Below are 22633 nucleotides of genomic sequence, written 5' to 3'. Positions count from 1 at the left end.
AGGCGGCCTGCGCCGCCCCGATGACATGATTTATTTGCGGGCCAGCAGCAGCCCCAGCACCAGCCCGACGGTGGCACCGATGCCTACGCTGTGCCAGGGTTTATCCCGCACGTAGTCGTCGGTGCGGTGCACCGCTTCTTTGGCGCGCGCATAGTAGGATTCGCCGGTGTTCGCCCAGCGCGCCTTGACCTCACTCAGCGCCTGCTCGGCGTGCGACTTGATGTCAATGTAGGCCTGATCCGCGCGATCGCCGGTGTATTGCAACACTTCTTCCAGCGTCTCGGTCAGCATTCTCAGATCGTCATCCAGCGTAGTTTGCTCAGCATCCGAATGTCTTGCCATAGTGAGATCTCCGTGGTTGAAAAATTAAGCGTTCCTACACTATAGACAAGGATCGTCGCCTGCGGCCATCGGACTTTTACCCTAAAACACCAATTGCACCTTGGCGGCCTGGCGCTTGTCGCCGGCAAACTCCAGCGCCTGCGCCAGTTGGTCCCCGGCGAATTCCGCCGACAACAGCGGCAGCGGATCGACCACATCGCCGGCCAGCCAGGCCACCGCCAGCGCAAATTCCGCCACGAAGCGAAACGATCCGAGCAGGTTCAACTCTTTGGCGATCAACAACATCAGCGGGAAATCAGGGAAACCGCCGCCCATGCCTACCTGCACCACGGTGCCTTTGGCGCGGGTGATCTCCAGACAGCGCTGCAGCGACAGCGGGTGCCCCGCCACTTCGAAGGCGACATCGAAATAGCCCTTGTCCTGCTGATAGTCGCTAAAATCGTCGTCCGCGGCATGCAGGCACCGATTGGCCCCCATTTGGCTGGCGATCGCCAGGCAGCGCGGACTGAGATCGGCGCAGACAATCTCGGCGGCGCCCAGCGCTTTCAGCGCCGCCACCAGCAGACAGCCGATCGGGCCGACGCCGGACACGAAGATCTTTTTCCCCGCCACATCGCCGGGCTGCTTCGCCGCGTGGACAGCCACCGCCAGCGGTTCGGCGAACACCATCACCCTGTCGTCGCGATCGGCGGCGTAAGGAATGCACTGCGCGCTATCCACCACTTTGTATTGGGTAAAAGCGCCGTCGACGTGCGGAAAATACATCGCGCTGCCGAAAAAGCGCATCTCGACGCATTGATTGCTTTGCTGCTCCAGACAGTATTTGCACTGCCCGCAGGGTTTGCTGGGATTGAGCGCCACCTTCTGCCCGGCCGGCAACTGCGGCGAATCGCTGGCGACCACCTCACCGATCACCTCATGGCCCAGCACCATCGGCTGACGCACCTGAAAATTGCCGACCTTGCCTTCCTGGAAGTAATGCAGATCCGAGCCGCAGATGCCGCCGCGGCTGATTTTCACCAGCGTTCCCTGCCCTCGATAATCCACTTCTTGCGCGATCACCGCCACGTCTCGCTTGCCTTTGACCACGCAGGACTGAGTTTGAATTTTCATCGCAAGACTCCACGGAAAAAGATTACACCGCCGCCGACATGCCGCCATCGACAAACAGCAGTTGCCCGTTGACGAAGGCGGAGGCGTCGGCGGCCAGGAACACCGCCGCGCCGATCAGCTCCTGCGGATCGCCCCAGCGCGCGGCGGGCGTGCGTTGGGTCAGCCAGGCGGTGAAGGCCGGATCGTCGGCCAGCGCCTGCGTCATCTCGGTTTTGAAGTAGCCGGGGGCAATGCCGTTGACCTGAATGTTGTAGCGCGCCAGCTCCACGCACATGCCGCGCGTGAGCATTTTCACCGCCCCTTTGGACGCCGCATAAGGGGTGATGGTGTCGCGGCCCAGCTCACTTTGCATCGAGCCGATGTTGACTATCTTGCCGCGCCGGCGCGGCACCATGTAACGCGCCACGGTCTGCGACACGATGAAGACCGCCTTCTGGTTGACGGCAATGATGTCGTCCCAGTCTTGCTCCGGAAACTCGGTGAACGGGTGGCGGCGCTGGATGCCGGCGTTATTGATCAAAACGTCTATCGCGCCGATGTCCGCTTCGATACGGTCGATGGCGGCATGCACCGCCTGGGAATCGGTGACATCGAACGCCGCCGCCTCGGCGCGCAGCCCCTCTTCGCGCAAACGTTCGGCGGCGTGCCGGGCATGTTCTTCGGTGGTGGCGTTGACCAGAATATGCGCGCCTTGCTGCGCCAGGCCGCGTGCCAGCAGAAAACCGATGCCGCGCGAGGCGCCGGTGATCAAGACGGTCTTGTTATCCAGTGAAAACAGATTGTTCATAGTGATTCCCGGCCATCAGGCCTCCAATCGGACAGGCTTCTATCTCAGCCGATTGTTACCGGTAAAAACGTGATGGAAATCACTGAAAATCATGTTACGAAACCCTGTTACCCTTAACGTGATCTCACGCAGGCAGCCAGCGGGTAAAACTTATCTATCCGATTGAAAAAAGGCTGTTTTCAATAGAAGCACATTCATTGTTATCACCAAATCGATGGGTTAACATGCCGCTATCCCCCTTGCCGCGCCGCCCGTGAAGGCCACCGAATGAAACACCTCCGCGTTACGCGACAGGACATCGCACAATGGGCCGGCGTAACCCAAATGCCGGGTAACCAAACGCTGGTGGTGAACTGCCGTCTCTCACTCGGCGGCACCGTTTGAGCCGGCATTCGGGCCAATCGGCGGCGTAGCGCGGGCTTTTTCGCTGCGCGCCGCCCACCACAGACCGCTGTTTTTCATCGCATAGCCGAATAGCAGGCCCACCAGCAGGGAAAGCGTCACCAGCGGCCAATCGCCGCCGCCGGCGAAGGTCGCACAGGCGCCGATAAAGGTGCCGGGCACGAACCCCAGCCACTGCTGTTTGGCCTGAATGCACATCAGGAACGCCACGACGCCGGTCAGCAGATACCCCAGCAGATTCCACTGCGGCGCCAGTTCGCTGCCGTGGATGATCGCCATTGCCCAGAAGACGCCGCTGCAGCAGGTCAACGCGCCGATCAACAGCCCTTTCAGCCCGCCCTGCGGGCAGGCGAAATACGCCGTGCAGCCGAGAAAACCGGCCCAACCGATCAGCCCCAGGCTGACGGCAACCCAGCCCCAAACGCCGGAGAGGATCCCGGTAGTAACGGCAATGGCGAAAAGAACGTTCATAAAGTGACCCGCGGCAAAAATAAAGCGCGCAGTTTACCCGAAGCGAGCGATTTTTTCGTGATTAAAATCACAATAAAAATGCAAACAAGGAAATGGAAATATAAAAAAAGCAATGTTTATCACAAAAAAAGCCAGCGTGACGAGCACGCTGGAATAACACAACACCAGGGAAATCACGATCTCAAATGAAATGCCTACATGCGACGCCTGTCGCCCCCCTCCCGAACGCCGGTTTCAGCGTGGGAAGCCCGCACGCGTTACCATGACGCTCAACATCAAACAAATCACGGCGCTGCTCAGGAATAACAAGTGGGTCGCCAAATGCAAATCGGCGTGGTCGATCACAACGCCCAACAGGATCGGCACCCAGTTAGCGATATACGCGATCACGTAGAACAGGGAGATCAAACGCGCATGGCTGGCTTTCGGTGAAATCAGATTCACCAGCGTGGCGCTGCCGACGAAGATCGCGCCATAGGCGTAACCGGCGATCACCATGCCTGCGGCGGCCAGCGCCAGCGAATGGATCTGAATCGCCACGGCGAACACCCCGACCGACAAAGCCTGAGCCAGGCAGCCGAACATCAGCGAATGGCGGGCGTTGATGCGACGACTCAAAATCTGGCTGATGCCGGCAATCACCAGATAGACGGCGACCACATAGCCAAAGACGCCACGGCTTTGCATATCCAACAGTTTTTCGGCGACGCTCGGCCCTATCGCCAGAATGCTGGCGGCAACCGCCCAACAAATGAACAACGCCCCGGCGCACAGGAAGAATTTACCGCCGGTCGCGCGCAGGCCATCCGCCAGAGAGCTTTTCGCCACCGGCGCGTTATCCGCCGCTGCGCTATCGGCCTGCGCCGCCACCGCCTCTCGCGGCCAGCGCAGCATCACGCCCAGTGCGGCGACGGCGGCAATGGCCATGATGATGATGAACGGCAATGACGTGGTATGAAAACCGGTTTGCAGTGCGACGCCGCTAAAGATCGGGCCCAGGGCCAATCCGGTGGTAAAGGACAGCGTCGCGATCAACGCCGCATTTTTTCCGCCGTCCTGCGGCCCGAAACGCACCAACGCGATATTCGCCGCACCGGTCAGGGCGCCGGTGCCGACGCCGGCCAGCAGCCGTGCCATAAACATCATGAAGAACGACGACGCCACCGAAAACAGCAGCGCGCCAAGCAACACCACCAACAGCGCCGGCACGATCATGCTGCGCAGGTCTTTTACTTTCCCCGCCATATTGCCTACGCCGAACAGCGAAATCAGCACGCCGGCGGCATAAGCGCCGTAGATGATCGTCAGGCTGACCGAGCTCAACGCCAGCTCATGTTGATAAAGCGGATAAAGCGGCGTCGGCGCGCTGCTGTTCAACAGCGCTGACATCAATGCCAACGCCAGAAACAGCAAGATAGCGAAATGCGATGTACCCGCCTTCGCTTTAGCCGTTTCTTCAACGGCGATACTTTCTGACATGTTCAACTCCCGAATCGATCAGGCATTCGCCCTAAATAAATGCGTCTTCCCGCATGCCACGCGGCTTCAGGAAGCGCGCTTATCATAGCGTTGGGCTATCACGCCCAAAATAGCCAAGAATGCATCATCGTGATTCATTAATGCAGCATCGCAGCGTCAGGCATGCATTTCTGCAGCATGCGACGCCGCCAAGCGATGGCGCAACCGCCCAATGCCACGCCATACACTGCATGGTTGGCCAGGCTGGCGATCAGCAAAGCCGGATTTTTGCCGGCCATTCCCCAAAGCCCCAACCCCACCGAAGGATAAATGAAGCACAGCGAGATCAGCGAACAGGCCAGGCCATACGTCAGCGCCCCGACGAGCAGGCCGCCCCCCGACTTGACGCGCGGGCAGATCAGGCAATAGAACGGGATCGCCAGGCTAATGCCGGCAAAATAGTGCGCGCCGTAGCCCATCATCAGAGCCTCTGGCACATCGGGAATGTCGCCAGGCCGCAAAAACCAAAATTGCCCCTGCAGCCATTGATTCATCAGTTTGCCGATGAAGGCCAGGTTGAGCTTGCCGATGAGACCGACGCTGGAGGCGACACTGTTCACCCCATCCATCGTCAGCGTCGCCACTATGCCAAACAAGACCGCCATCGCCATGACGCCAATCGGACGCATGTTCATTGTTTCGTTCCTTATCACGTTATGCCACCGCCGCCTGCTCGGACTTGGCCGAAGCACGCTTGCGCACCGCCAACGCGCCGGACAACACGATCAGCGCCATACCGGCGGCGGCGATATAAGACAGCCGCTCGCCAAATATCAGATAGCCAAGCAGCGTAGAGAAAATAATGGTGCTGTAAGAGAGAATGCTGACAATCACCGCATTGCCGCCCCCGTAGGCGCGAGTCATGGCGATCTGCCCCAGACTGCCGAAGACGCCAATGGCGCAGACGCACAGCAGCATTGCGCCGTCCAGCAAGGAAAAGCCCAGCAACGCAGTCATCAGGCCGCCAACCAGCGTTCCCACCAGCGAGAAATAGAACACCACGCGCAGTTCCGGCTCACCGCGCCGCACCAGCTTGCCGACGTTAAAGTAAGCCAGCGCGGTCAACAGACCGGCCGCCAGCCCGACCAGCGTGGCAACGTACTCCCCGTTGGGGGCGTCGGGGCGCAGCAAGACCAAAATGCCGGCAAAGCCCAACAGCACGGAAAACAACAGCCGACCGGTCAGCTGCCCTCGGGTCGTGATGAACGCGATCGCCGACTGAAAGAGGGGGTTGGTATAACCCAACGTGGTGGCGGTGGCGATCGGCAGATGTATCAGCGAATAAAAACCGCAGTACATCGCCGCATTGCCTATCGCCGCCCGCTTCATATGCAATCCGAGATGACGGGTGCGAAAACCGAGACGCTGGATCTTGATCAGCGCCGCGACGATCAGCACATTGATGAGAGAACGATAAAAAATGATGTCGAAAAATCCGACCGTCGTCGACGCCAACTTGATGCAAGCACCCATCAGCGCAAAGAATCCGCTGGCGACGACCATCCACAAAGCTACCATGATCTTCTCTTATTAACGGCCTTTGGACAGGGCCGTATCAACACTACCCGGCGGCTTTCACCGTCAACGGTTTATCGTCCGCGCAAGCGAAGAACACCAGCATTTCGGCGCCTTGCTCGCCGGAAACGCCCTGATGCACGATATCCACGGTATCGGTAAACGAATCCCCCTGCCGGAACGTGCGGCGTTCACCGGTTTTCCTGACGGTGAGCGAAACGCTGCCGCCGCTCATGTACACTGCGCTGATACAAGGATGCGTATGCCAGGCCAGTACCTTGTTCGGCTCTACCGTCACCTTCAGCATGGTGATCTGCGGCGCGCCTGCGGGATACTGACGATATGCCGAGCCCTCCCATGCGCTGTCGGTCTTGAGCAACGTCGTTTTGACGATGCCTTCGCCATGCCCCTCGGCAGCCTGAACCGGCCCCTGAAATACTGCCAACAATGCCAAAATGCCCCACTTAACCATCTTATCGCTCCCTGACTGCCGCGAGTAAAAATGCCAGGCGCCGCGCGCGGTGAACCTGGCGAGTTGAAAAAACAGCGTTGTGCTACAGTCCTTTGATGCGCTGCTCGTATTCTGCGATGCTCTCGGCGTAGTAGCGGTTAGGCGCCGCAAAGTTGCCCACCATCACTTCGATGAGGTACGGCCCCGGATGTTTCGCTGCGGCGCCGAGGGCCTCGTCCAGATCCTCCAGCGTCTCCGCCTTCGCGGAGGCGACCCCCAGGCTGTTGGCAAACGCTTTCCAGTCATGGTTGGGCAAGGCGGTATAGTCGGCGGAAATGCCGCGATTTTGCAGCGTGTCGATGTGCATGGCGCCGTGCGCGCTGTTGTTCATCACCACGAACACCACCTTCACGCCATAACGCGCGGCGGTCTGAATTTCGATGCCGTGCATCAGCATACAACCGTCGCCGGTCACCACGAGGCAATCCCGCTGCGGTGCCGCCAGCTTGATGCCGATGCCCGCGCAAATGGCCCACCCCATCGGCGCCAGGGAGCTGGAGGTGTGATAATCCCCCCGCCCGGCCGCCAGCCAGTGATGCGCCATGAAAATGCGGTGTGCGCCCGAATCGACCACGACGTTGGTATCCGGATTCATGCGGCTGCGAATGTGTTTAATCGCATCGCCGGGATACAGCCGGCTTTCGCCCTGGGCGATGCGCGCCTGCAACGTCGGCTGCGGCTGTTCCAGCGGCAGTGCGCGAACCCCTTCCAACCAGGCGTCACGCAGGTGAGCCGCGTCGCCAAGCCGCGCGTCCTCATCGCCAACCGCGGCCAACAAACAGTGCAACGTACCGCTCAGGCTGGAAAATATCTGCAGATCCGGCTGGTAATGCGAGCTCACTTTGTCGAAGTCTTCGTCGATCGCCACCAGCGTTTTATTGCCGTGCAGTCTCGGGTTCCAGTTCAGACTGTCGCGCTGGCTGAGATCGCAGCCCAGCACCAGCAGCACGTCGACGCCTTCACCGTTGAGGGTTTCTACCGCGCGGGCATGGCCGGCAAAACCGTAGACCCCTAATGCCAGGGCGTGCCCTTCGGGAAACGCGCCCTTGCCGGACAACGTCGTGGCGACAGGCAAGCGGTATTTTTCCGCTACCCGCAACAACAGCGCGGCATCCTGCGGATTGTTCATCCGGTTGCCCACCAGGCAGGCGACGTTGAGACCGCGCAGCAGATAATCATGCAGCAGCTGTTCCACCGCTTGCACATCCACGGCCGCTTCACGGTGCTGCGGCACTCGCTCAGGCTGGTCGCGACGATCGCCGAACGCGGTTTTCTTCTGCATGTCGACCGGCACGCTCAGATAGGCGCGCCCTTTCCGCTGTGGGTTCAGGCTGGAGAGGCTGCGGCGCAGCTCATGCTGCAAGGTCAGGTTGTTTTTCGTTTCTATCGCGGCGCAAAGCAACGGTTTGACGATGGTCAGCTCATCGATGCCGCTGTTGCTGCCGTCCTGAAAAGCGCCCTGCGCCTCATGATAGGTGGCGATGCTGCCGGCCAGGTACAGCACGGGGATCTTATCGGCTTGCGCGGCGGCCATCGCCGGCAGGAAATTCATGGTGCCGGGACCTGAAATGCCCAAACAGACGCCAAACTTTCGGCTGGCGCGGGCATAGCCATCGGCCATAAATCCGCATGCGGTTTCATGGGCACCGACGATGCCGACAATCTCGGAACGGTCAATAGAAGTGATTAACGGATAAACCAGTTTGCCGGGGACCAAAAAGATATGTTGAATGCCGCGCGCTGCAAGGCCTTGAATAATGACATCGGCGTTGTTGCGTTCCATCTTCTCGGCGCCTGGCGCCACGGTAACTCTGACTCCGTCCTCCGTCGCCAACGCAACGGGGGGGCACAGCATCTCTGCGTGAGACTCCATTTTTTTATATCCAGTCATATCATCGTGAGCTAACTTGATTCAGAGTCGATCCCACTTGGCGGTCGCCCAGAAATAACGGGAACCGGCTCTTATTCGTATTGCTTATGCATTAGGGTGGCCTTGGTGTAAAATGTGCGTCGGGTCGCAGCATAAGCGCCGATAAGAATAAGCATTACCAGACAAAAATAAAGGTGCAAAACCGCTTCACGGTGATGCATTTATACATATCCTGAAACATTATAAATAATGATGATACGAAGCATTTTTTTCGGTCTCCACACCAGAATAAACACCGCATCACACCGCTTCCTTCCCCCTCCCGCCAGTCTGTACAGAGGAGGTGTGCAATGAACTGGGACGACGCTCGATTTTTTCTCGCCGTTGCGCGCTGCGGCACGCTACGCAAAGCCGCCAGCCAGCTGCATGTCGATCAGGCGACCGTCGGCCGACGGCTCTCCGCTTTCGAAGATGCGCTCGGCTCCAAGCTGTTTATCCGCACGCCGAAATCCTTCGCCCTCAGCCCGCTGGGGGAGGAAATGCTGGCGGACGTGATGAAGATGGAAAATGCGGTGCAGGCGATCAACCGTAAAGCCGCCAGCGGTGACGAAAGCCTGTGCGGCAACGTGCGCATCGCCACCACCGATACCCTGGCCGAAGCCTTCGTGATGCCTGCGCTGCAAGATCTGCGGGAACGCTATCCGGCCATCACCGTCACGCTGCTGACGGCGGTCAACATCGCCGATATTTCTTACCACGGCGCAGATCTGGCGATCCGCGGCGCCCGTCCCGATGACGATGAGCTGATCATCAAACGGTTAGCCACCATCGAAATGGGCCTGTATGCCACTCAGCACTATTTGGCGCGGCGCGGCATGCCGGTCAAGGGCGAACAGTTGCGCGGCCACGATCTGCTGATGTTCCCGCGCGAGCTGGTGCCGCGCCACTGGAACAATTTCTGCGGCGAGGCCCTGCACGAGCCCAACGTCGTGCTGCAATGCAATTCGCAGCTGCTGCTGCGTTCCGCCACCCGCAGCGGGCTGGGCATCGGCCTGCTCTCCGCTTTTTTGGCGGACAAAGACCCGGAACTGGTGCGTCTGTTCCCGGAGAACAAAGACTGGGTGGATATCTGGCTGGTGCTGCATCCCGATTTGCAACGCGCCGCCCGCGTGCGCGCGGTAGTGCAGGCGCTGGAAACGTCGTTTAGCGCCCATTACGGCTGAGTGCCGGCGCATGAAAAGGTAGCGCTAAGCATCACGCCTCTTTCTTCGGCAAGGTTGAGATAATAAGATATAAAGCTTATTATCTAATCATCGCACAGGACGTGCGTTCGGCCCGAGGGAACCATGGCAAAGATTAGCTGGTCACGCAAAGCACTTAAACAATTGATGACGCTGCCTGCTCAGAATCGGTTGGCCATTGCGGCAAAGGTTGAACAATTAGGCGCTTTCCCGGCGGTCCGACTGGACATTAAAAAACTGCACGATGCTGATAACCAGTACCGCCTGCGCGTAGGAAACTACCGCATCATTTTTGAGATCGTCGATGAAGAACCTATTGTGTGTCTGATTCAGCAAGTAAAACGCAGAACATCGACAACTTATTGAAAGTCAGAGGTATGCCGAATGGCGAAGCTGCAGTATATCCATGATGACTCAGGCAAACCGCTTTATGTGGTTTTACCGCTTGATGAATACAAAAAGCTGGTGAGCCAGCGAAATGACGACGAGTCTATTCCCTATCGCGCCGATGAGCATGATGATGAAACCGTACCTCATGAAGTCGTTTCCATCATGCTGAATCAAGACGTCAGCTTGATTGCCGCCTGGCGGATTTTCCGTGGCCTCTCACAATACGATGTGGCGGAGAAATTGGGCACAACACAATCTGCCGTTTCCCAATGGGAAGCGCCGCACTCAAAACCACAAAAGAAAACCCGGGAAAAGCTGGCTGCACTCTATCGCTGCCAACCCGCACAAATGACCTTGTAATCCCAATCTCTTTTCCCCGCCCATAAAAAAAGGTCGCCAAAGCGACCTTTTTACCGTCTGAAGCGTTATCAGAACGTCGGCTGCGCCATCTGCACCAGCGAAATCAACGGCTGCGGATAAACCCCCAACAGCAGCACCAGCGCGGCGGAGATCAGCACCACGACGCCACCGGCGGTCAACGCCCAGTTGTTCGGGGTATCACGCTGCAGCGATTCCGGCGCGCTGAGGAACAGGCTGACGGTCACGCGCAGGTAGTAGTACAGACCGATGGCGCTGCCTACCACGACTGCGCCGGTCAGCCACCACAGGTGTGCGCTGACGCCCATCGCGATCACGAAGAACTTACCGATAAAGCCCAGCGTCATCGGGATACCTGCCAGCGACAGCATCATCACCGTCATCACCGCGGACAAGATTGGCTTGTGCCAGAACAGACCACGGTAAGAGAACAGCGAATCCGCATCCGGGCCGCGGTACGGGCTGGACATCAGGCTGACTACGCCGAAGGCGCCCAGGCTGCTGAACAGGTAACCGGCCAGGTAAACGCCGGCGGTTTCCAGCGACAGCTGGTGGGTTTGCACCGCAATCAGCGCCACCAGCAGGTAGCCCAGGTGAGCGATGGATGAGTAGCCCAGCAGACGCTTGATGTTGGTCTGGCTGATGGCCATCAGGTTACCGAACAAGATGGAGCAGAACGCGATGATCGACAACACCATGCGCAGCGCTTCGTTGTCGGCGGCCGGGGCATACAGGAACAGACGCATCACGACCGCGAAGATCGCGATCTTGCTGGCGGTCGCCAGGAAGGTCGAGACCGGCGCAGGCGCGCCCTGATACACGTCCGGCGTCCACAGTTGGAACGGCACCAGCGACAGCTTGAAGCCCAGACCGACGATCATCATGCCCATGCCGGCCAGGATCAGCGGCTGGTGCATCATGTTTTCCTGCAGGCTCTTGCCGAGGCCGGCCAGCGACAGATCGCCGGATTCAGCATACAGCAGCGCCATGCCGAACAGCAGGAATGACGACGCGGCGGCGGACAGCAGCATGTACTTGATGGCGGCTTCCAGCGGGCGCTTCTGGCGATAGGCGTAGCCCACCAGGCCGAACAGCGGCAGCGAGATCAGCTCGATACCGATGAACAGCGAAGCCAGATGGTTGGCGCTCGCCAGCAGGATGCCGCCCAGGGCGGCGATCAGCACCAGCAGGTAGAACTCTTCGCGGTTATCCGGATAGCCGACCAGCCACGGATAGGCGAAGGTGCAGGTCGCCAGACTCGCCAGCAGCACCAGCCCGGTGTAGAACATCGAGTAGCCGTCAACCCGCAGCAGCGGGGTGACGTCCATTGGGCCTGCCTGGCCGACAAAGTACAGCGAAAGCAGCGCCAGGTTGAGACCGATCACGGTCAGGGTGGCGTTGATAAAGTGGTCGCGTCGCCACGCAATGCCTAGCATCACAACCACCACCGTCAATCCGACGATCAACAGCGGCAGCAGTGCGATCAGTTGTTGAGGAGTTATTGTCATGGCGAATTACGGCCTTGTTGTTGAAATTGCTGAAACTGACGAACCAAACCAGTGTTGCACGTTGCTCATCGCCGCGTTGGAAGTATCCAGAATCGGCTGCGGGTAAACCCCCAGCAGAACCAGCAACACCACCAGCAGAAGAATGATGAACAGTTCGCGCGCGGTCATGCCCTGCAGCGGCTGGTCGGATTTAGGCGCACCGTAGTAAGCGCGCTGCATCATGATCAGCGAGTAAACCGAAGCGAACACCAGACCGAAGGTGGAGATCACGGTGATCACCGGCACCACCTGGTAGCTGCCGAACAGAATCATGAATTCGCCGACGAAGTTACCGGTGCCCGGCATCCCCAGCGTAGCCACGGCGAAGAACAGCGACAGCGCAGGGATGAACTTGATGCGCCCCCACAGGCCGCCCATCTGACGCATGTCGCGGGTGTGCAGACGTTCATACAGCTGGCCGCAGATGATAAACATGCCGGCGGCGGACAGACCGTGCGCGATCATCTGGATCACGGCGCCCTGGTAAGCCAGCTGGCTGCCGGTGTAGATGGCGATCAGCACAAAGCCCATGTGCGAGACCGAGGTGTAAGCGATAAGACGCTTGATGTCGGTCTGCGCGAACGCCATCCAGGCGCCGTAGAAGATACCGACCACGCCCAGCCACATGGCGATTGGCGCGAACTCGTGTGAAGCCTCAGGGAACAGCGGCAGGCTGAAACGCAGCAGGCCGTAGGCCGCGGTTTTCAGCAAGATGCCCGCCAGGTCGACGGAACCTGCGGTCGGCGCCTGGCTGTGCGCATCCGGCAACCAGCCGTGCAGCGGCACCACCGGCATTTTCACCGCGAAGGCGATGAAGAAGCCCAGCATCAGCAGATATTGCACGTTGTGGGACATCGGCGTTTGCAGCAGGTCTTCGTAATCGAAGGTCCACACGCCGGTGGCGTTGTAGTGCACGAACACCAGGCCCAGGATCGCAATCAGCATCACCAGACCGCTGGCCTGGGTGTAGATGAAGAACTTGGTCGCCGCGGTGATGCGGGTTTTACCGTCCGACGCCTTGTGGCCCCACAGCGCGATCAGGAAGTACATCGGCACCAACATCATTTCCCAGAAGAAGAAGAACAGGAACATGTCGATGGCGAGGAACACGCCGATAACGCCGCCCAGGATCCACAGCAGGTTAAGGTGGAAGAAGCCCTGATACTTCTGGATTTCACGCCAGGAACAGAGGATCGCCAGCACGCCCAGCAGACCGGTCAACACCACCATCAGCAGTGACAGACCGTCCAGCGCCAGGTGGATGGAGATGCCGAAGCGCGGGATCCACGGCAGCAGGAATTCGCTCTGCCACTGCGGAATGCCTTTCGGCGTGGTCAATGTATAGCCGCCCTGCATCCACAGCTGCAGAGAGAGCGCCAACGTCAGCCCCATTGCGATCAGCGCTATCCAGCGCGGCACCTTAGTACCGAAGCGCTCAAGCTGCCAGCACAGCAGACCGCCGATAAAGGGGATAAGAATTAGCCAAGGTAATAGCATGGCGTTTTGTGTCCCTTATACGAATAATTTCAAACTTTGTACGTAGCGCCTGTCCGGCGCTACGCCCGAAAAATGCGTCTGTTTAAATTATTCAATTAAACCAGAATCAACAGAGCCAATACGACCACTGCACCCACACCCATAGACGCTATATACCAACGCACTTGGCCGTTCTCGCTCACCGTCAGACCGCGGTTCCCCCAGCGGGAGAAGACGGCCGGCAGGTTCATCAGCGAGTTCAGCGGATCGCGTTGCAGCAGCTTCGCAATGCCCAGGTACGGCTTGACGAACACTTTGTCATACAGCCAGTCGAAGCCCCAGGCATGGAACCACCAGGTCGAGAAGAAACGCCCCGGCGCGCTGTTGGCGATGCTGTTGACCAGGCTGCGTTTGCCCAGCCACAGCGCGGCCGCCAGCAGAATGCCGACGATAGCCACCACGCCGGAGGTGATTTCAAGCGTCAGCACGCTGCCGTGCGCCAGTTCGGTCGTCTCCGGCAGCACACCCTGCAACGGCGGCACGATCATCGCGCCGACGAAGGTGGACAGCACCAGCAGAACCAGCAGCGGCAGGTGGTGAGTGATGCCTTTACCGGCATGCGCTTTGATTTTCTCTTCGCCATGGAACACGATGAAAATCATACGGAAGGTGTACAGCGAGGTCATGAACGCACCGACCAGGCCGGCAACCATCAGGTTGATGTGGCCGTTGGCCATCGCGCCCGCCAGGATCTCGTCCTTACTGAAGAAGCCGGCCGTGACCAGCGGCAACGCAGACAGCGCCGCGCCACCTACCAGGAAGCAGACGTACACCAGCGGGATGCTCTTGCGCAGGCCGCCCATCTTGAAGATGTTTTGCTCGTGGTGGCAAGCCAGGATCACCGAACCGGACGACAGGAACAGCAGCGCCTTGAAGAACGCGTGAGTCATCAGGTGGAAGATCGCCGCGTCCCATGCCTGCACGCCCAGCGCCAGGAACATGTAACCGATCTGGCTCATGGTGGAGTAAGCGAGCACGCGCTTGATGTCGGTCTGCACCAGCGCGGCGAAGCCGGCCAGCAGCAGAGTGACCGCACCGACGATGCCCACCAGATGCAGCACTTCCGGCGCCATCAGGAACAGGCCGTGCGTGCGGGCGATCAGGTAGACGCCTGCGGTCACCATGGTCGCCGCGTGGATCAGTGCGGAAACCGGGGTTGGGCCCGCCATCGCGTCCGCCAGCCAGGTTTGCAACGGCAGCTGCGCCGATTTACCGACCGCGCCGCCCAGCAGCATCAGCGTCGCCCAGGTGATGGCCGTATCGCCCACCGCCAGTTTCTGCGGCGCCAGGATCATCAGCTCGCGGATGTTCAGCGTGCCCAGCTCGTTGTAGAGGATGAACAGCGCGAACGCCAGGAACACGTCGCCCACGCGGGTGACGATAAAGGCTTTCATCGCCGCCGCGCCGTTGGCCGGATCTTTGTAGTAGAAGCCGATCAACAGGTAGCTGCACAGGCCCACGCCTTCCCAACCCAGATACATCAGCAGCAGGTTGTCCGCCAGCACCAGGACCACCATGCTGGCGATAAACAGGTTGGTGTAGGCGAAGAAGCGCGAATAGCCCTCTTCACCGCGCATGTACCAGGAAGCGAACATGTGGATGAAGAAGCCGACGCCGGTGACCACCGACAGCATGGTCAGCGACAGGCCGTCCAGCACCAGAGTCACGCCGATATTGAAGTTGCCGACGGCCATCCAGGTCCACAGGCTTTGCTCGAACAGCTGCACGCCGGCGGCTTTCTGGGCGAAGAAATCCATCGCCACATACACCGTGACCAGCGCAGCCAGGCCGATAGAGCCCACGCCGACGGTGGCCGCCGTGTTCTCAGACCAGCGACCGCGGGAAAATGCCAACAGCAGGAACCCGATCAGCGGTAGCAGAATTGTTAAATATAATAGGTTCATCCGCGCATCTCACTGACAGTATCAATATTCAGGGTATGACGACGACGGTAGAGCTGCAGCAGCAGCGCCAGGCCGATACTGGCCTCGGCTGCCGCCAGGCTGATCGCCAGGATGTACATCACCTGCCCGTCCGCCTGGCCCCAGTAGCTTCCCGCCACGATAAACGCCAACGCCGCAGCGTTGATCATCACTTCCAGGCTGATCAGCATAAACAGCAGGTTGCGGCGCACCAGCAGCCCGGTCAACCCGAGCACAAACAGGATAGCCGCCAGGATCAGGCCGTGTTGAAGAGGGATCATGCTTGCTCCTCCGATTTTCTTCTCGCCATTTCGCCACCCACCGGCGCGTTGCTCAGCACCTCGCCAGGCTTGTGCTCGCGGCCGATATGGAAGGCGACAACCAGACCCGCCAACAGCAGCATTGAAGCCAGCTCAACCGCCAGTACGTAAGGCCCGAACAGGCTGATGCCCACCGCCTTCGCGTCGACCATCTCACCGCTGATGCCCTGATCGGATACGCTGCGGATCGCAACGATCAATACCACCAGCAGCGCCAGTGACAGCAGGCCAGGCCCGATCCACACCGTCGGTTTCATCCAGTCGCGCTCTTGCTGCTGCACGTTGCCGAGGTTCAGCATCATCACCACGAACACGAACAGCACCATGATGGCGCCCGCATAAACGATGATTTCCAATGCGGCGGCAAAGTAGGCGCCGAGAGAGAAGAAGACTGCCGAGATCGCCAATAACGAGACGATCAGATACAGCAGCGCATGCACAGGGTTGGTATGGGTGATCACGCGAATCGTCGCGGCCACCGCAATCAAACCTGCCAGATAAAATGCAATTTCCATGCTTGCTGGCTCCTTAGGGCAACAGACCTTTGACGTCGATCGGTTTGGCTTCGTTTTCGGCTTCGCCTTTGGCTTTGCCGTCAATCGCCATACCGGCCATCCGGTAGAAGTTATATTCCGGATATTTACCCGGCCCCGAGATCAACAGATCTTCTTTTTCGTACACCAGATCCTGACGCTTGTACTCACCCAGTTCGAAATCCGGCGTCAGCTGGATAGCGGTAGTCGGGCAAGCCTCTTCGCACAGGCCGCAGAAGATGCAGCGCGAGAAGTTGATGCGGAAGAACTCCGGATACCAACGGCCGTCTTTCTGTTCTGCCTTTTGCAGCGAGATACAGCCGACCGGGCAGGCAACCGCACACAGGTTACAGGCGACGCAGCGCTCTTCGCCGTCCGGATCGCGCGTCAGCACGATGCGGCCGCGGTAGCGTGGCGGCAGGTACACCGGTTCTTCCGGATACATCTGGGTTTCGCGCTTGGCGAAGGCATGCATGCCAATCATCCAAATGCTGCGCATCTGGGTGCCGAAACCAACCACTAACTCTTTCAATGTCATGGTTTATTCACCCCTTATTGAGCGTTGTACAAAATGACCGCGGCGGTTGCCAGCAGGTTCAGCAGCGTCAGCGGCAGGCACACTTTCCAGCCGAAGGACATCACCTGGTCATAACGCGGACGCGGCAGCGCGGCGCGGATCAGGATGAACATCATCATGAAGAAGGCCGTTTTCAACGCGAACCAGATGAATGGCGGCAGGAACGGACCCTGCCAGCCGCCGAAGAACAACGTCACAATCAGGGCGGACACGGTGACGATACCAATGTATTCCCCTACGAAGAACAGACCGAACTTCATGCCGGAATATTCGATGTGGTAACCGTCGGCCAGTTCCTGCTCGGCTTCCGGCTGGTCAAACGGGTGACGGTGACACACCGCCACGCCGGCGATCGCGAAGGTCACGAAGCCGAAGAACTGCGGAATGACGTTCCAGACGTGCGCCTGAGATTCAACGATGGCCTGCATGTTGAACGAATCCGCCTGCATCACCACGCCCATCAGCGACAGGCCGATGAACACTTCGTAGCTCAGGGTTTGCGCGGAGGCGCGCATCGCGCCCAACAGCGAGTATTTGTTGTTGCTCGACCAGCCGGCGAACAGCACGGCGTACACCGCCAGGCCGGCCATCATCAGGAAGAACAGAATACCGATGTTGAGATCTGACACCGCCCAGGTCGGGCTGACCGGCACGATGGCAAATGCCAGCAACAGGGAAGTAAAGGCGATCATCGGCGCCAGGGTGAAGATCACCCGGTCGGAGAATCTCGGCACCCAGTCTTCCTTGAAGAACATTTTGATCATGTCGGCGACCAGCTGCAGCGAGCCGCCCCAGCCTACGCGGTTCGGTCCGTAACGGTTCTGGAACAGGCCGAGCAGGCGGCGTTCGCCGAAGCTCATGAATGCCCCGCACGCCACGACCACCAACAGGATCACGACCGCTTTAAGAATGGCGATCAAGATGTCGATCACCTCAGGGGTAAACCAGCTCATCGTGCCGCCTCCCGCAGATTGTCTACCTTAGCACCCACCAAGATCGGCGGGATCCCTGGCAAGCCGAGCGGCAAACCAACCTGGCCCTGGGTCAGGGTTTCACTCAGACGCACCGGCAGACGCAGAGTCTGGCCCGCACAGCTGAACTCCACCAGGCTGCCCGCATTAACGCCAAGCGTCGCCGCATCGGCCGGGTTGACCATCACGTAGGCTTCCGGCATACGCTGCTGGATCACGTGAGAGCGCTGCGACATTTCATCGCTGCCGAACAGGTGGTAATAAGGCGCGACACGCCAGCCGTCGACCGGATTGAACGCGGCAGGCACGCGGTCGAAGTAACCGAGGCTGCCCTCCCCCGCTTCGATCAGGCGCACGCCCGGATCGCCGTGGCGCAGTTTGCCGCCCACTTCGGCCTGGAACTTGTTCCATGCCTGCGGTGAGTTCCAGCCTGGCGCCCAGGCGAACGGGATCTGCTGACGATCGGCCAGCGGGCTGTTGTTCCCTTCCATCGAGAAGGCGAACATGGTGTCTTTATCCTGCGGCTGACGCGGCTCGTGCACGCTGATGTTGGCGCGCATGGCGGTACGGCCGCTGGAACGGTGCGGCGAACGCGCCAGCTTCTGACCGCGAATGCGGAACGTCGCGTCCGGCGCGGCATCGACGATGCCCTGCAGCTGCGGCAACGCGGCGACGCAAGCGGCGATCACGTCATCGAGCTGGGTCCAGTCCACGTGGCGGCTGGTGTAGGTGGAGTGCAGCGAGTGCATCCAGCGCCAGCTTTCCAGCATCACGGTGAACTGATTCTTCTTGGCGTCGTCGTAATAAGCCGGATCGTATACCTGGAAGAAGCGCTGCGCGCGGCCTTCCTGGTTGATCAGCGTACCGTCGCTCTCGGCGAAGCTGGCCGAGGAGAGGATCAGATTGGCTTTGTCCATGATCGCGGTGCGCTGGTGGTCGGCGACGATCAGGTTATTGACCTTGGCCAACGCCGCGTCCACTTGCGCCGCCGGCGCATGGCGATAGAGATCGTTTTCCATCACGATGGCGGTGTCGGCTGCGCCGCTCGCCAGCTGTTCCAGCGCCTGATCGAGCGAACCGCCGCCGATCATCGCCAGGCCCATGCTGTTGGCTGCGCCCGCCACGAAGGTGATGCCGACATCGGAACCGCGGCCCTTCAACGCTTTGGCGATGTTGGCCGCCGCTTCGATGATGGCTTCGCTGCCGGCGTTGCTGCCGGTCACGATCAGCGGTTTGCGTGCGCCGGTCAGCGCCTGCACGATGATATCGACTTTCTTGTTCAGGCCTTCAGCCAGATCGTTCACCGCCGGCGCTGCGCTATCCAGCGCGTGAGCGATGGCGAAGCCGAAGCGCGCCTGCTCGTCTACCGGCGCGCGGTAGTTCCAGGCGGCGATGTCATCCAGACGGGTGTTGTCGACGTTGGTGGTGAACAACGGATACTTGGCGTGTTGGCCGATATTCTGCACCGCCGCGATCTGCCAGTCGGCCACGCGTTGCGCCGCCGCCATCGCGCGGGCTTTACCCTTGACGGCCTGACGCACGGACAGCGCGATGCGCGCGCCGGTTTGCGTCAGGTCTTCGCCCAACACCAGCACCGCGTCGTAATCTTCGATCTCACGCAGCGCCGGCGTATGAACGCCGCCGTTCTTCAGCACGTTCAGCATCAGCGCCAGGCGTGATTGCTCCGCCTGAGCGATACCGGTGTAGTAGTTCTCGGCGCCGACCAGCTCGCGCAGTGCGAAGTTGCTTTCCAGGCTGGCGCGCGGGGAGCCGATGCCGATGGTTTTCTTCGCCTGACGCAGGATGTCCGCCGCGCCCTGCATCGCCTGCTCGGCGTTCAGGGTGATCCAGTCGTCGCCGCGCAGCTGCTGCGGTTGACGCGGACGATCTTTCTGGTTGACGTAGCCGTAACCGAAACGGCCGCGGTCGCACAGGAAGTAGTGGTTCACGCTGCCGTTGTAACGGTTTTCGATACGACGCAGCTCGCCATAGCGCTCGCCCGGGCTGGTGTTACAGCCGATGCTGCACTGCTGGCAAATGCTCGGCGCGAACTGCATGTCCCATTTACGGTTGTAGCGCTCGGAGTGCGTTTTGTCGGTGAATACGCCGGTCGGGCACACTTCCACCAGGTTGCCGGAGAACTCGCTTTCCAGCGTGCCGCTTTCCGGGCGACCGAAGTAGACGTTGTCGTGCGCGCCGTACACGCCGAAGTCTGTGCCGTCCGCATAGTCTTTGTAGTAACGCACGCAGCGGTAGCAGGCGATGCAGCGGTTCATCTCGTGCGAGATAAACGGCCCCAGTTCCTGGTTGTTATGGGTGCGCTTGGTGAAGCGGTAGCGACGGAAGCTGTGGCCGGTCATTACCGTCATATCCTGCAGGTGACAGTTACCGCCTTCCTCACACACCGGGCAATCGTGCGGGTGGTTGGTCATCAACCACTCAACCACGCTTTCACGGAACTGCTTCGCTTCGCCGTCATCGATAGAGATGAAGGTGCCATCGGATGCCGGGGTCATACAGGACATCACCAAACGGCCGCGCGTATCTTCCGCGTTTTGGTATTGCTTTACCGCACATTGGCGGCAAGCGCCGACGCTTCCCAGCGCCGGATGCCAGCAAAAGTAAGGAATATCAAGGCCGAGGGAGAGACAAGCCTGCAGCAGGTTGTCCGCCCCGTCTACCTCATACTCTTTGCCGTCTACATGAATCGTAGCCATAGTCAGCATGCTTCCAAGTGGCCTGCCTTGCGGCAGGCGTTAATCAAAAATTCTGGCCGTGTTCGGGCGAGTCGGCTTACCAGCGCTGCTTCAGCAGGTTGTTCGGCTGAATGCCGCCAATCGCATGAGCGTTGCCGAAGTGCTGCACGGCGATACCCGCCTCGAACTCTTCACGGAAATATTTAATCGCGCTTTGCAGTGGCTCTACGGCACCTGGCGCGTGGGCGCAGAAGGTTTTGCCCGGGCCGAGGGAACGGCACAGCTGTTCGAGGGTTTCAATATCCCCCGGCTGCCCTTCGCCGTTCTCCAACGCACGCAGGATCTTCACGCTCCACGGCAGGCCGTCGCGACATGGCGTACACCAGCCGCAGGACTCGCGGGCGAAGAACTCTTCCAGGTTGCGCACCAGCGGCACCATGCCGATTTCGTGGTCTACCGCCATCGCCAACGCGGTGCCGAGACGGCTGCCGGCTTTACCGATCGCGCCGTATTCCATCGGCAGGTCGAGGTGATCGGCGGTCAGGAAGTCGGTGCCCGCGCCGCCCGGCTGCCAGGCTTTGAAGCGCAGACCGTCGCGCATGCCGCCGGCGTAGTCTTCCAGGATTTCACGCGCGGTGGTGCCGAACGGCAGCTCCCAGACGCCCGGATTTTTCACCCGGCCGGAGAAGCCCATCAGCTTGGTGCCTTTGTCTTCACTGCCGGAGATGCCGGTGTACCACTCCACGCCGTTCGCCAAAATGGCCGGCACGTTGCACAACGTTTCGACGTTGTTGACGCAGGTCGGCTTGCCCCACACGCCGGCGCTGGCCGGGAATGGCGGCTTGGAGCGCGGGTTGGCGCGGCGGCCTTCCAGCGAGTTGATCAGCGCGGTTTCTTCGCCGCAGATGTAACGGCCGGCGCCGGTGTGCACGATCAGCTCGAAATCAAATCCGGTGCCGAGAATGTTCTTGCCCAGATAGCCGGCTTCGGTGGCTTCCGCGATGGCGCGACGCAGGTGCGCCGCCGCTTCGATGTACTCACCGCGCAGGAAGATGTAGCCACGGTAGGCTTTCAGCGCGAACGCGGAGATCAGCATGCCTTCCACCAGCAGGTGCGGCAGCTGCTCCATCAGCAGGCGGTCTTTATAGGTGCCCGGCTCCATCTCATCGGCGTTACACAGCAGGTAACGGATGTTCATGGATTCGTCCTTCGGCATCAGGCTCCACTTCAAACCGGTGGAGAAGCCCGCGCCGCCGCGGCCCTTCAGCCCGGAATCTTTCACCAGGCTGACGATCTCGTCGGGCGCCAGGCCCTTCAGGGCCTTTTCCGCACCGGCATAGCCGTTTTTGCTGCGGTATTCGTCCAGCCACAGCGGCTGCTTGTCATCGCGCAGACGCCAGGTCAGCGGATGCGTTTCGGGAGTGCGTACAATGTGCTTGGTCATTGATACTGCTCCAGTAGCGTCTCGATATCTTCAGGCTTCAGCTGACTGTGAGTGTCCTCATCAATCATCATGGTCGGCCCTTTATCGCAGTTGCCCAGACAGCAGGTCGGCAACAGCGTGAAGCGGCCATCAAAGGTGGTTTGACCCGGCTTGATGTTCAGCTTCTTCTCGATAGCGGCCTGAATGCCCTGGTAACCGGTGATGTGACAAACAACGCTGTCACAATAACGGATCACGTGACGTCCTACTGGCTGACGGAAAATCTGGCTGTAGAACGTGGCCACGCCTTCTACGTCGCTGGCGGGGATGCCCAGCACTTCCGCGATGGCGTAAATCGCACCGTCCGGAACCCAGCCGCGCTGCTTCTGCACAATTTTCAGTGCCTCGATGGAAGCGGCGCGCGGATCCTCGTAATGGTGCTTTTCGTGCTCGATCGCATCACGTTCTTCCGCGCTCAGTACAAATGCATCAACGCCGCTCTGAGGAGCGGCTGCGTTGATGGGCTCGAGCGCATCATTGACTGCGTGATTGTCTTTTTGATCATGCATA

Annotated in this window: 22 protein-coding genes; 3 read left to right on the top strand and 19 right to left on the bottom strand. The window is 59.8% G+C overall.

The genetic code is table 11. The features are described 5' to 3' along the window. Positions 1 to 30 precede the first annotated feature (30 nt). The 9 genes from elaB to ACMGF7_RS15210 form a co-directional block, all read right to left on the bottom strand. Complete coding sequence (elaB, locus tag ACMGF7_RS15250; protein ID WP_004935964.1) at positions 31 to 342, bottom strand: stress response protein ElaB; 312 nt, start codon at positions 340 to 342, stop codon at positions 31 to 33. An 81-nt stretch (positions 343 to 423) separates the two neighbouring features. After that, positions 424 to 1455: an L-idonate 5-dehydrogenase gene (idnD, locus tag ACMGF7_RS15245; RefSeq protein WP_049189225.1), complete on the bottom strand. Its 1032-nt coding sequence runs from the start codon at positions 1453 to 1455 to the stop codon at positions 424 to 426. Positions 1456 to 1477: 22 nt separating this feature from the next. Beyond that, on the bottom strand, positions 1478 to 2242 hold the full coding sequence (gene idnO / locus ACMGF7_RS15240) for a gluconate 5-dehydrogenase (RefSeq protein WP_033632515.1): 765 nt from the start codon (positions 2240 to 2242) through the stop codon (positions 1478 to 1480). A 363-nt stretch (positions 2243 to 2605) separates the two neighbouring features. Next, complete coding sequence (locus ACMGF7_RS15235; protein ID WP_004935976.1) at positions 2606 to 3115, bottom strand: DUF1097 domain-containing protein; 510 nt, start codon at positions 3113 to 3115, stop codon at positions 2606 to 2608. Positions 3116 to 3349: 234 nt separating this feature from the next. After that, positions 3350 to 4594, bottom strand: a complete 1245-nt coding sequence (locus ACMGF7_RS15230; protein WP_004935980.1) for an MFS transporter — start codon at positions 4592 to 4594, stop codon at positions 3350 to 3352. 137 nt (positions 4595 to 4731) lie between these two features. Beyond that, a complete protein-coding gene (locus tag ACMGF7_RS15225) occupies positions 4732 to 5268 on the bottom strand; it encodes a DUF2938 family protein (protein WP_306377584.1) in 537 nt (178 codons plus the stop codon). Between the two features lie 19 nt (positions 5269 to 5287). Continuing rightward, entirely contained in the window at positions 5288 to 6151 is an 864-nt protein-coding gene (locus ACMGF7_RS15220) for a DMT family transporter (protein ID WP_049241827.1), read from the bottom strand. A gap of 43 nt (positions 6152 to 6194) precedes the next feature. Further along, positions 6195 to 6620 (bottom strand): cupin domain-containing protein, encoded by a 426-nt coding sequence (locus ACMGF7_RS15215; RefSeq protein WP_004935988.1) that lies wholly within the window; start codon positions 6618 to 6620, stop codon positions 6195 to 6197. A gap of 82 nt (positions 6621 to 6702) precedes the next feature. Then, the gene (locus ACMGF7_RS15210; RefSeq protein WP_015378575.1) at positions 6703 to 8532 is read right to left on the bottom strand and encodes a thiamine pyrophosphate-binding protein; all 1830 of its coding nucleotides are present in this window, start codon (positions 8530 to 8532) and stop codon (positions 6703 to 6705) included. Between the two features lie 347 nt (positions 8533 to 8879). On the opposite strand from ACMGF7_RS15210, the gene ACMGF7_RS15205 reads away from it, so the two are divergent. The 3 genes from ACMGF7_RS15205 (at position 8880) to ACMGF7_RS15195 (ending at position 10520) form a co-directional block, all read left to right on the top strand. Continuing rightward, positions 8880 to 9752 (top strand): LysR family transcriptional regulator, encoded by an 873-nt coding sequence (locus tag ACMGF7_RS15205; protein ID WP_004935995.1) that lies wholly within the window; start codon positions 8880 to 8882, stop codon positions 9750 to 9752. Between the two features lie 123 nt (positions 9753 to 9875). Further along, on the top strand, positions 9876 to 10136 hold the full coding sequence (locus ACMGF7_RS15200; protein ID WP_154871010.1) for a type II toxin-antitoxin system RelE family toxin: 261 nt from the start codon (positions 9876 to 9878) through the stop codon (positions 10134 to 10136). Positions 10137 to 10154: 18 nt separating this feature from the next. After that, positions 10155 to 10520: a helix-turn-helix domain-containing protein gene (locus ACMGF7_RS15195; protein WP_049241835.1), complete on the top strand. Its 366-nt coding sequence runs from the start codon at positions 10155 to 10157 to the stop codon at positions 10518 to 10520. A 68-nt stretch (positions 10521 to 10588) separates the two neighbouring features. On the opposite strand, the gene nuoN is transcribed toward ACMGF7_RS15195, so the two are convergent. The 10 genes from nuoN to nuoE all read right to left on the bottom strand — a co-directional run bounded on the left by nuoN (position 10589) and on the right by nuoE (position 22632). After that, positions 10589 to 12046 (bottom strand): NADH-quinone oxidoreductase subunit NuoN, encoded by a 1458-nt coding sequence (nuoN, locus tag ACMGF7_RS15190; protein ID WP_004936000.1) that lies wholly within the window; start codon positions 12044 to 12046, stop codon positions 10589 to 10591. A 6-nt stretch (positions 12047 to 12052) separates the two neighbouring features. Then, positions 12053 to 13582: an NADH-quinone oxidoreductase subunit M gene (nuoM, locus tag ACMGF7_RS15185; RefSeq protein ID WP_004936002.1), complete on the bottom strand. Its 1530-nt coding sequence runs from the start codon at positions 13580 to 13582 to the stop codon at positions 12053 to 12055. Between the two features lie 95 nt (positions 13583 to 13677). Next, the gene (gene nuoL, locus ACMGF7_RS15180) at positions 13678 to 15525 is read right to left on the bottom strand and encodes an NADH-quinone oxidoreductase subunit L (RefSeq protein ID WP_015378577.1); all 1848 of its coding nucleotides are present in this window, start codon (positions 15523 to 15525) and stop codon (positions 13678 to 13680) included. Further along, complete coding sequence (gene nuoK / locus ACMGF7_RS15175) at positions 15522 to 15824, bottom strand: NADH-quinone oxidoreductase subunit NuoK (protein ID WP_004936014.1); 303 nt, start codon at positions 15822 to 15824, stop codon at positions 15522 to 15524. Before nuoK ends, nuoL begins: the two co-directional genes overlap by 4 nt. Continuing rightward, positions 15821 to 16378: an NADH-quinone oxidoreductase subunit J gene (nuoJ, locus tag ACMGF7_RS15170; protein WP_004936018.1), complete on the bottom strand. Its 558-nt coding sequence runs from the start codon at positions 16376 to 16378 to the stop codon at positions 15821 to 15823. The genes nuoK and nuoJ overlap by 4 nt, the downstream gene beginning before the upstream one ends. 13 nt (positions 16379 to 16391) lie before the next feature. Next, on the bottom strand, positions 16392 to 16934 hold the full coding sequence (gene nuoI, locus ACMGF7_RS15165; RefSeq protein ID WP_004936019.1) for an NADH-quinone oxidoreductase subunit NuoI: 543 nt from the start codon (positions 16932 to 16934) through the stop codon (positions 16392 to 16394). 14 nt (positions 16935 to 16948) lie between these two features. Beyond that, the gene (nuoH, locus tag ACMGF7_RS15160; protein ID WP_004936022.1) at positions 16949 to 17926 is read right to left on the bottom strand and encodes an NADH-quinone oxidoreductase subunit NuoH; all 978 of its coding nucleotides are present in this window, start codon (positions 17924 to 17926) and stop codon (positions 16949 to 16951) included. Beyond that, a complete protein-coding gene (nuoG, locus tag ACMGF7_RS15155) occupies positions 17923 to 20661 on the bottom strand; it encodes an NADH-quinone oxidoreductase subunit NuoG (RefSeq protein WP_031300541.1) in 2739 nt (912 codons plus the stop codon). Before nuoG ends, nuoH begins: the two co-directional genes overlap by 4 nt. Positions 20662 to 20737: 76 nt before the next feature. After that, entirely contained in the window at positions 20738 to 22084 is a 1347-nt protein-coding gene (nuoF, locus tag ACMGF7_RS15150) for an NADH-quinone oxidoreductase subunit NuoF (protein WP_004936030.1), read from the bottom strand. After that, complete coding sequence (gene nuoE / locus ACMGF7_RS15145) at positions 22081 to 22632, bottom strand: NADH-quinone oxidoreductase subunit NuoE (RefSeq protein ID WP_004936034.1); 552 nt, start codon at positions 22630 to 22632, stop codon at positions 22081 to 22083. Before nuoE ends, nuoF begins: the two co-directional genes overlap by 4 nt. Position 22633: the final 1 nt, after the last annotated feature.

The sequence above is a fragment of the Serratia sp. BNK-17 genome (assembly GCF_048684935.1).
GTDB classification, from domain to species: Bacteria; Pseudomonadota; Gammaproteobacteria; order Enterobacterales; family Enterobacteriaceae; genus Serratia; species Serratia nematodiphila.
The sequence above is the reverse complement of the archived record's forward strand: the minus strand, read 5'-3'. Positions and strand labels throughout refer to the sequence as shown.

Bases quoted from the DNA above. Each gene is read 5' to 3' on its own strand.
- elaB (WP_004935964.1), bottom strand. From the start codon at position 342: ATGGCAAGACATTCGGATGCTGAGCAAACTACGCTGGATGACGATCTG.
- idnD (WP_049189225.1), bottom strand. From the start codon at position 1,455: ATGAAAATTCAAACTCAGTCCTGCGTGGTCAAAGGCAAGCGAGACGTG.
- idnO (WP_033632515.1), bottom strand. From the start codon at position 2,242: ATGAACAATCTGTTTTCACTGGATAACAAGACCGTCTTGATCACCGGC.
- ACMGF7_RS15235 (WP_004935976.1), bottom strand. From the start codon at position 3,115: ATGAACGTTCTTTTCGCCATTGCCGTTACTACCGGGATCCTCTCCGGC.
- ACMGF7_RS15230 (WP_004935980.1), bottom strand. From the start codon at position 4,594: ATGTCAGAAAGTATCGCCGTTGAAGAAACGGCTAAAGCGAAGGCGGGT.
- ACMGF7_RS15225 (WP_306377584.1), bottom strand. From the start codon at position 5,268: ATGAACATGCGTCCGATTGGCGTCATGGCGATGGCGGTCTTGTTTGGC.
- ACMGF7_RS15220 (WP_049241827.1), bottom strand. From the start codon at position 6,151: ATGGTAGCTTTGTGGATGGTCGTCGCCAGCGGATTCTTTGCGCTGATG.
- ACMGF7_RS15215 (WP_004935988.1), bottom strand. From the start codon at position 6,620: ATGGTTAAGTGGGGCATTTTGGCATTGTTGGCAGTATTTCAGGGGCCG.
- ACMGF7_RS15210 (WP_015378575.1), bottom strand. From the start codon at position 8,532: ATGGAGTCTCACGCAGAGATGCTGTGCCCCCCCGTTGCGTTGGCGACG.
- ACMGF7_RS15205 (WP_004935995.1), top strand. From the start codon at position 8,880: ATGAACTGGGACGACGCTCGATTTTTTCTCGCCGTTGCGCGCTGCGGC.
- ACMGF7_RS15200 (WP_154871010.1), top strand. From the start codon at position 9,876: ATGGCAAAGATTAGCTGGTCACGCAAAGCACTTAAACAATTGATGACG.
- ACMGF7_RS15195 (WP_049241835.1), top strand. From the start codon at position 10,155: ATGGCGAAGCTGCAGTATATCCATGATGACTCAGGCAAACCGCTTTAT.
- nuoN (WP_004936000.1), bottom strand. From the start codon at position 12,046: ATGACAATAACTCCTCAACAACTGATCGCACTGCTGCCGCTGTTGATC.
- nuoM (WP_004936002.1), bottom strand. From the start codon at position 13,582: ATGCTATTACCTTGGCTAATTCTTATCCCCTTTATCGGCGGTCTGCTG.
- nuoL (WP_015378577.1), bottom strand. From the start codon at position 15,525: ATGAACCTATTATATTTAACAATTCTGCTACCGCTGATCGGGTTCCTG.
- nuoK (WP_004936014.1), bottom strand. From the start codon at position 15,824: ATGATCCCTCTTCAACACGGCCTGATCCTGGCGGCTATCCTGTTTGTG.
- nuoJ (WP_004936018.1), bottom strand. From the start codon at position 16,378: ATGGAAATTGCATTTTATCTGGCAGGTTTGATTGCGGTGGCCGCGACG.
- nuoI (WP_004936019.1), bottom strand. From the start codon at position 16,934: ATGACATTGAAAGAGTTAGTGGTTGGTTTCGGCACCCAGATGCGCAGC.
- nuoH (WP_004936022.1), bottom strand. From the start codon at position 17,926: ATGAGCTGGTTTACCCCTGAGGTGATCGACATCTTGATCGCCATTCTT.
- nuoG (WP_031300541.1), bottom strand. From the start codon at position 20,661: ATGGCTACGATTCATGTAGACGGCAAAGAGTATGAGGTAGACGGGGCG.
- nuoF (WP_004936030.1), bottom strand. From the start codon at position 22,084: ATGACCAAGCACATTGTACGCACTCCCGAAACGCATCCGCTGACCTGG.
- nuoE (WP_004936034.1), bottom strand. From the start codon at position 22,632: ATGCATGATCAAAAAGACAATCACGCAGTCAATGATGCGCTCGAGCCC.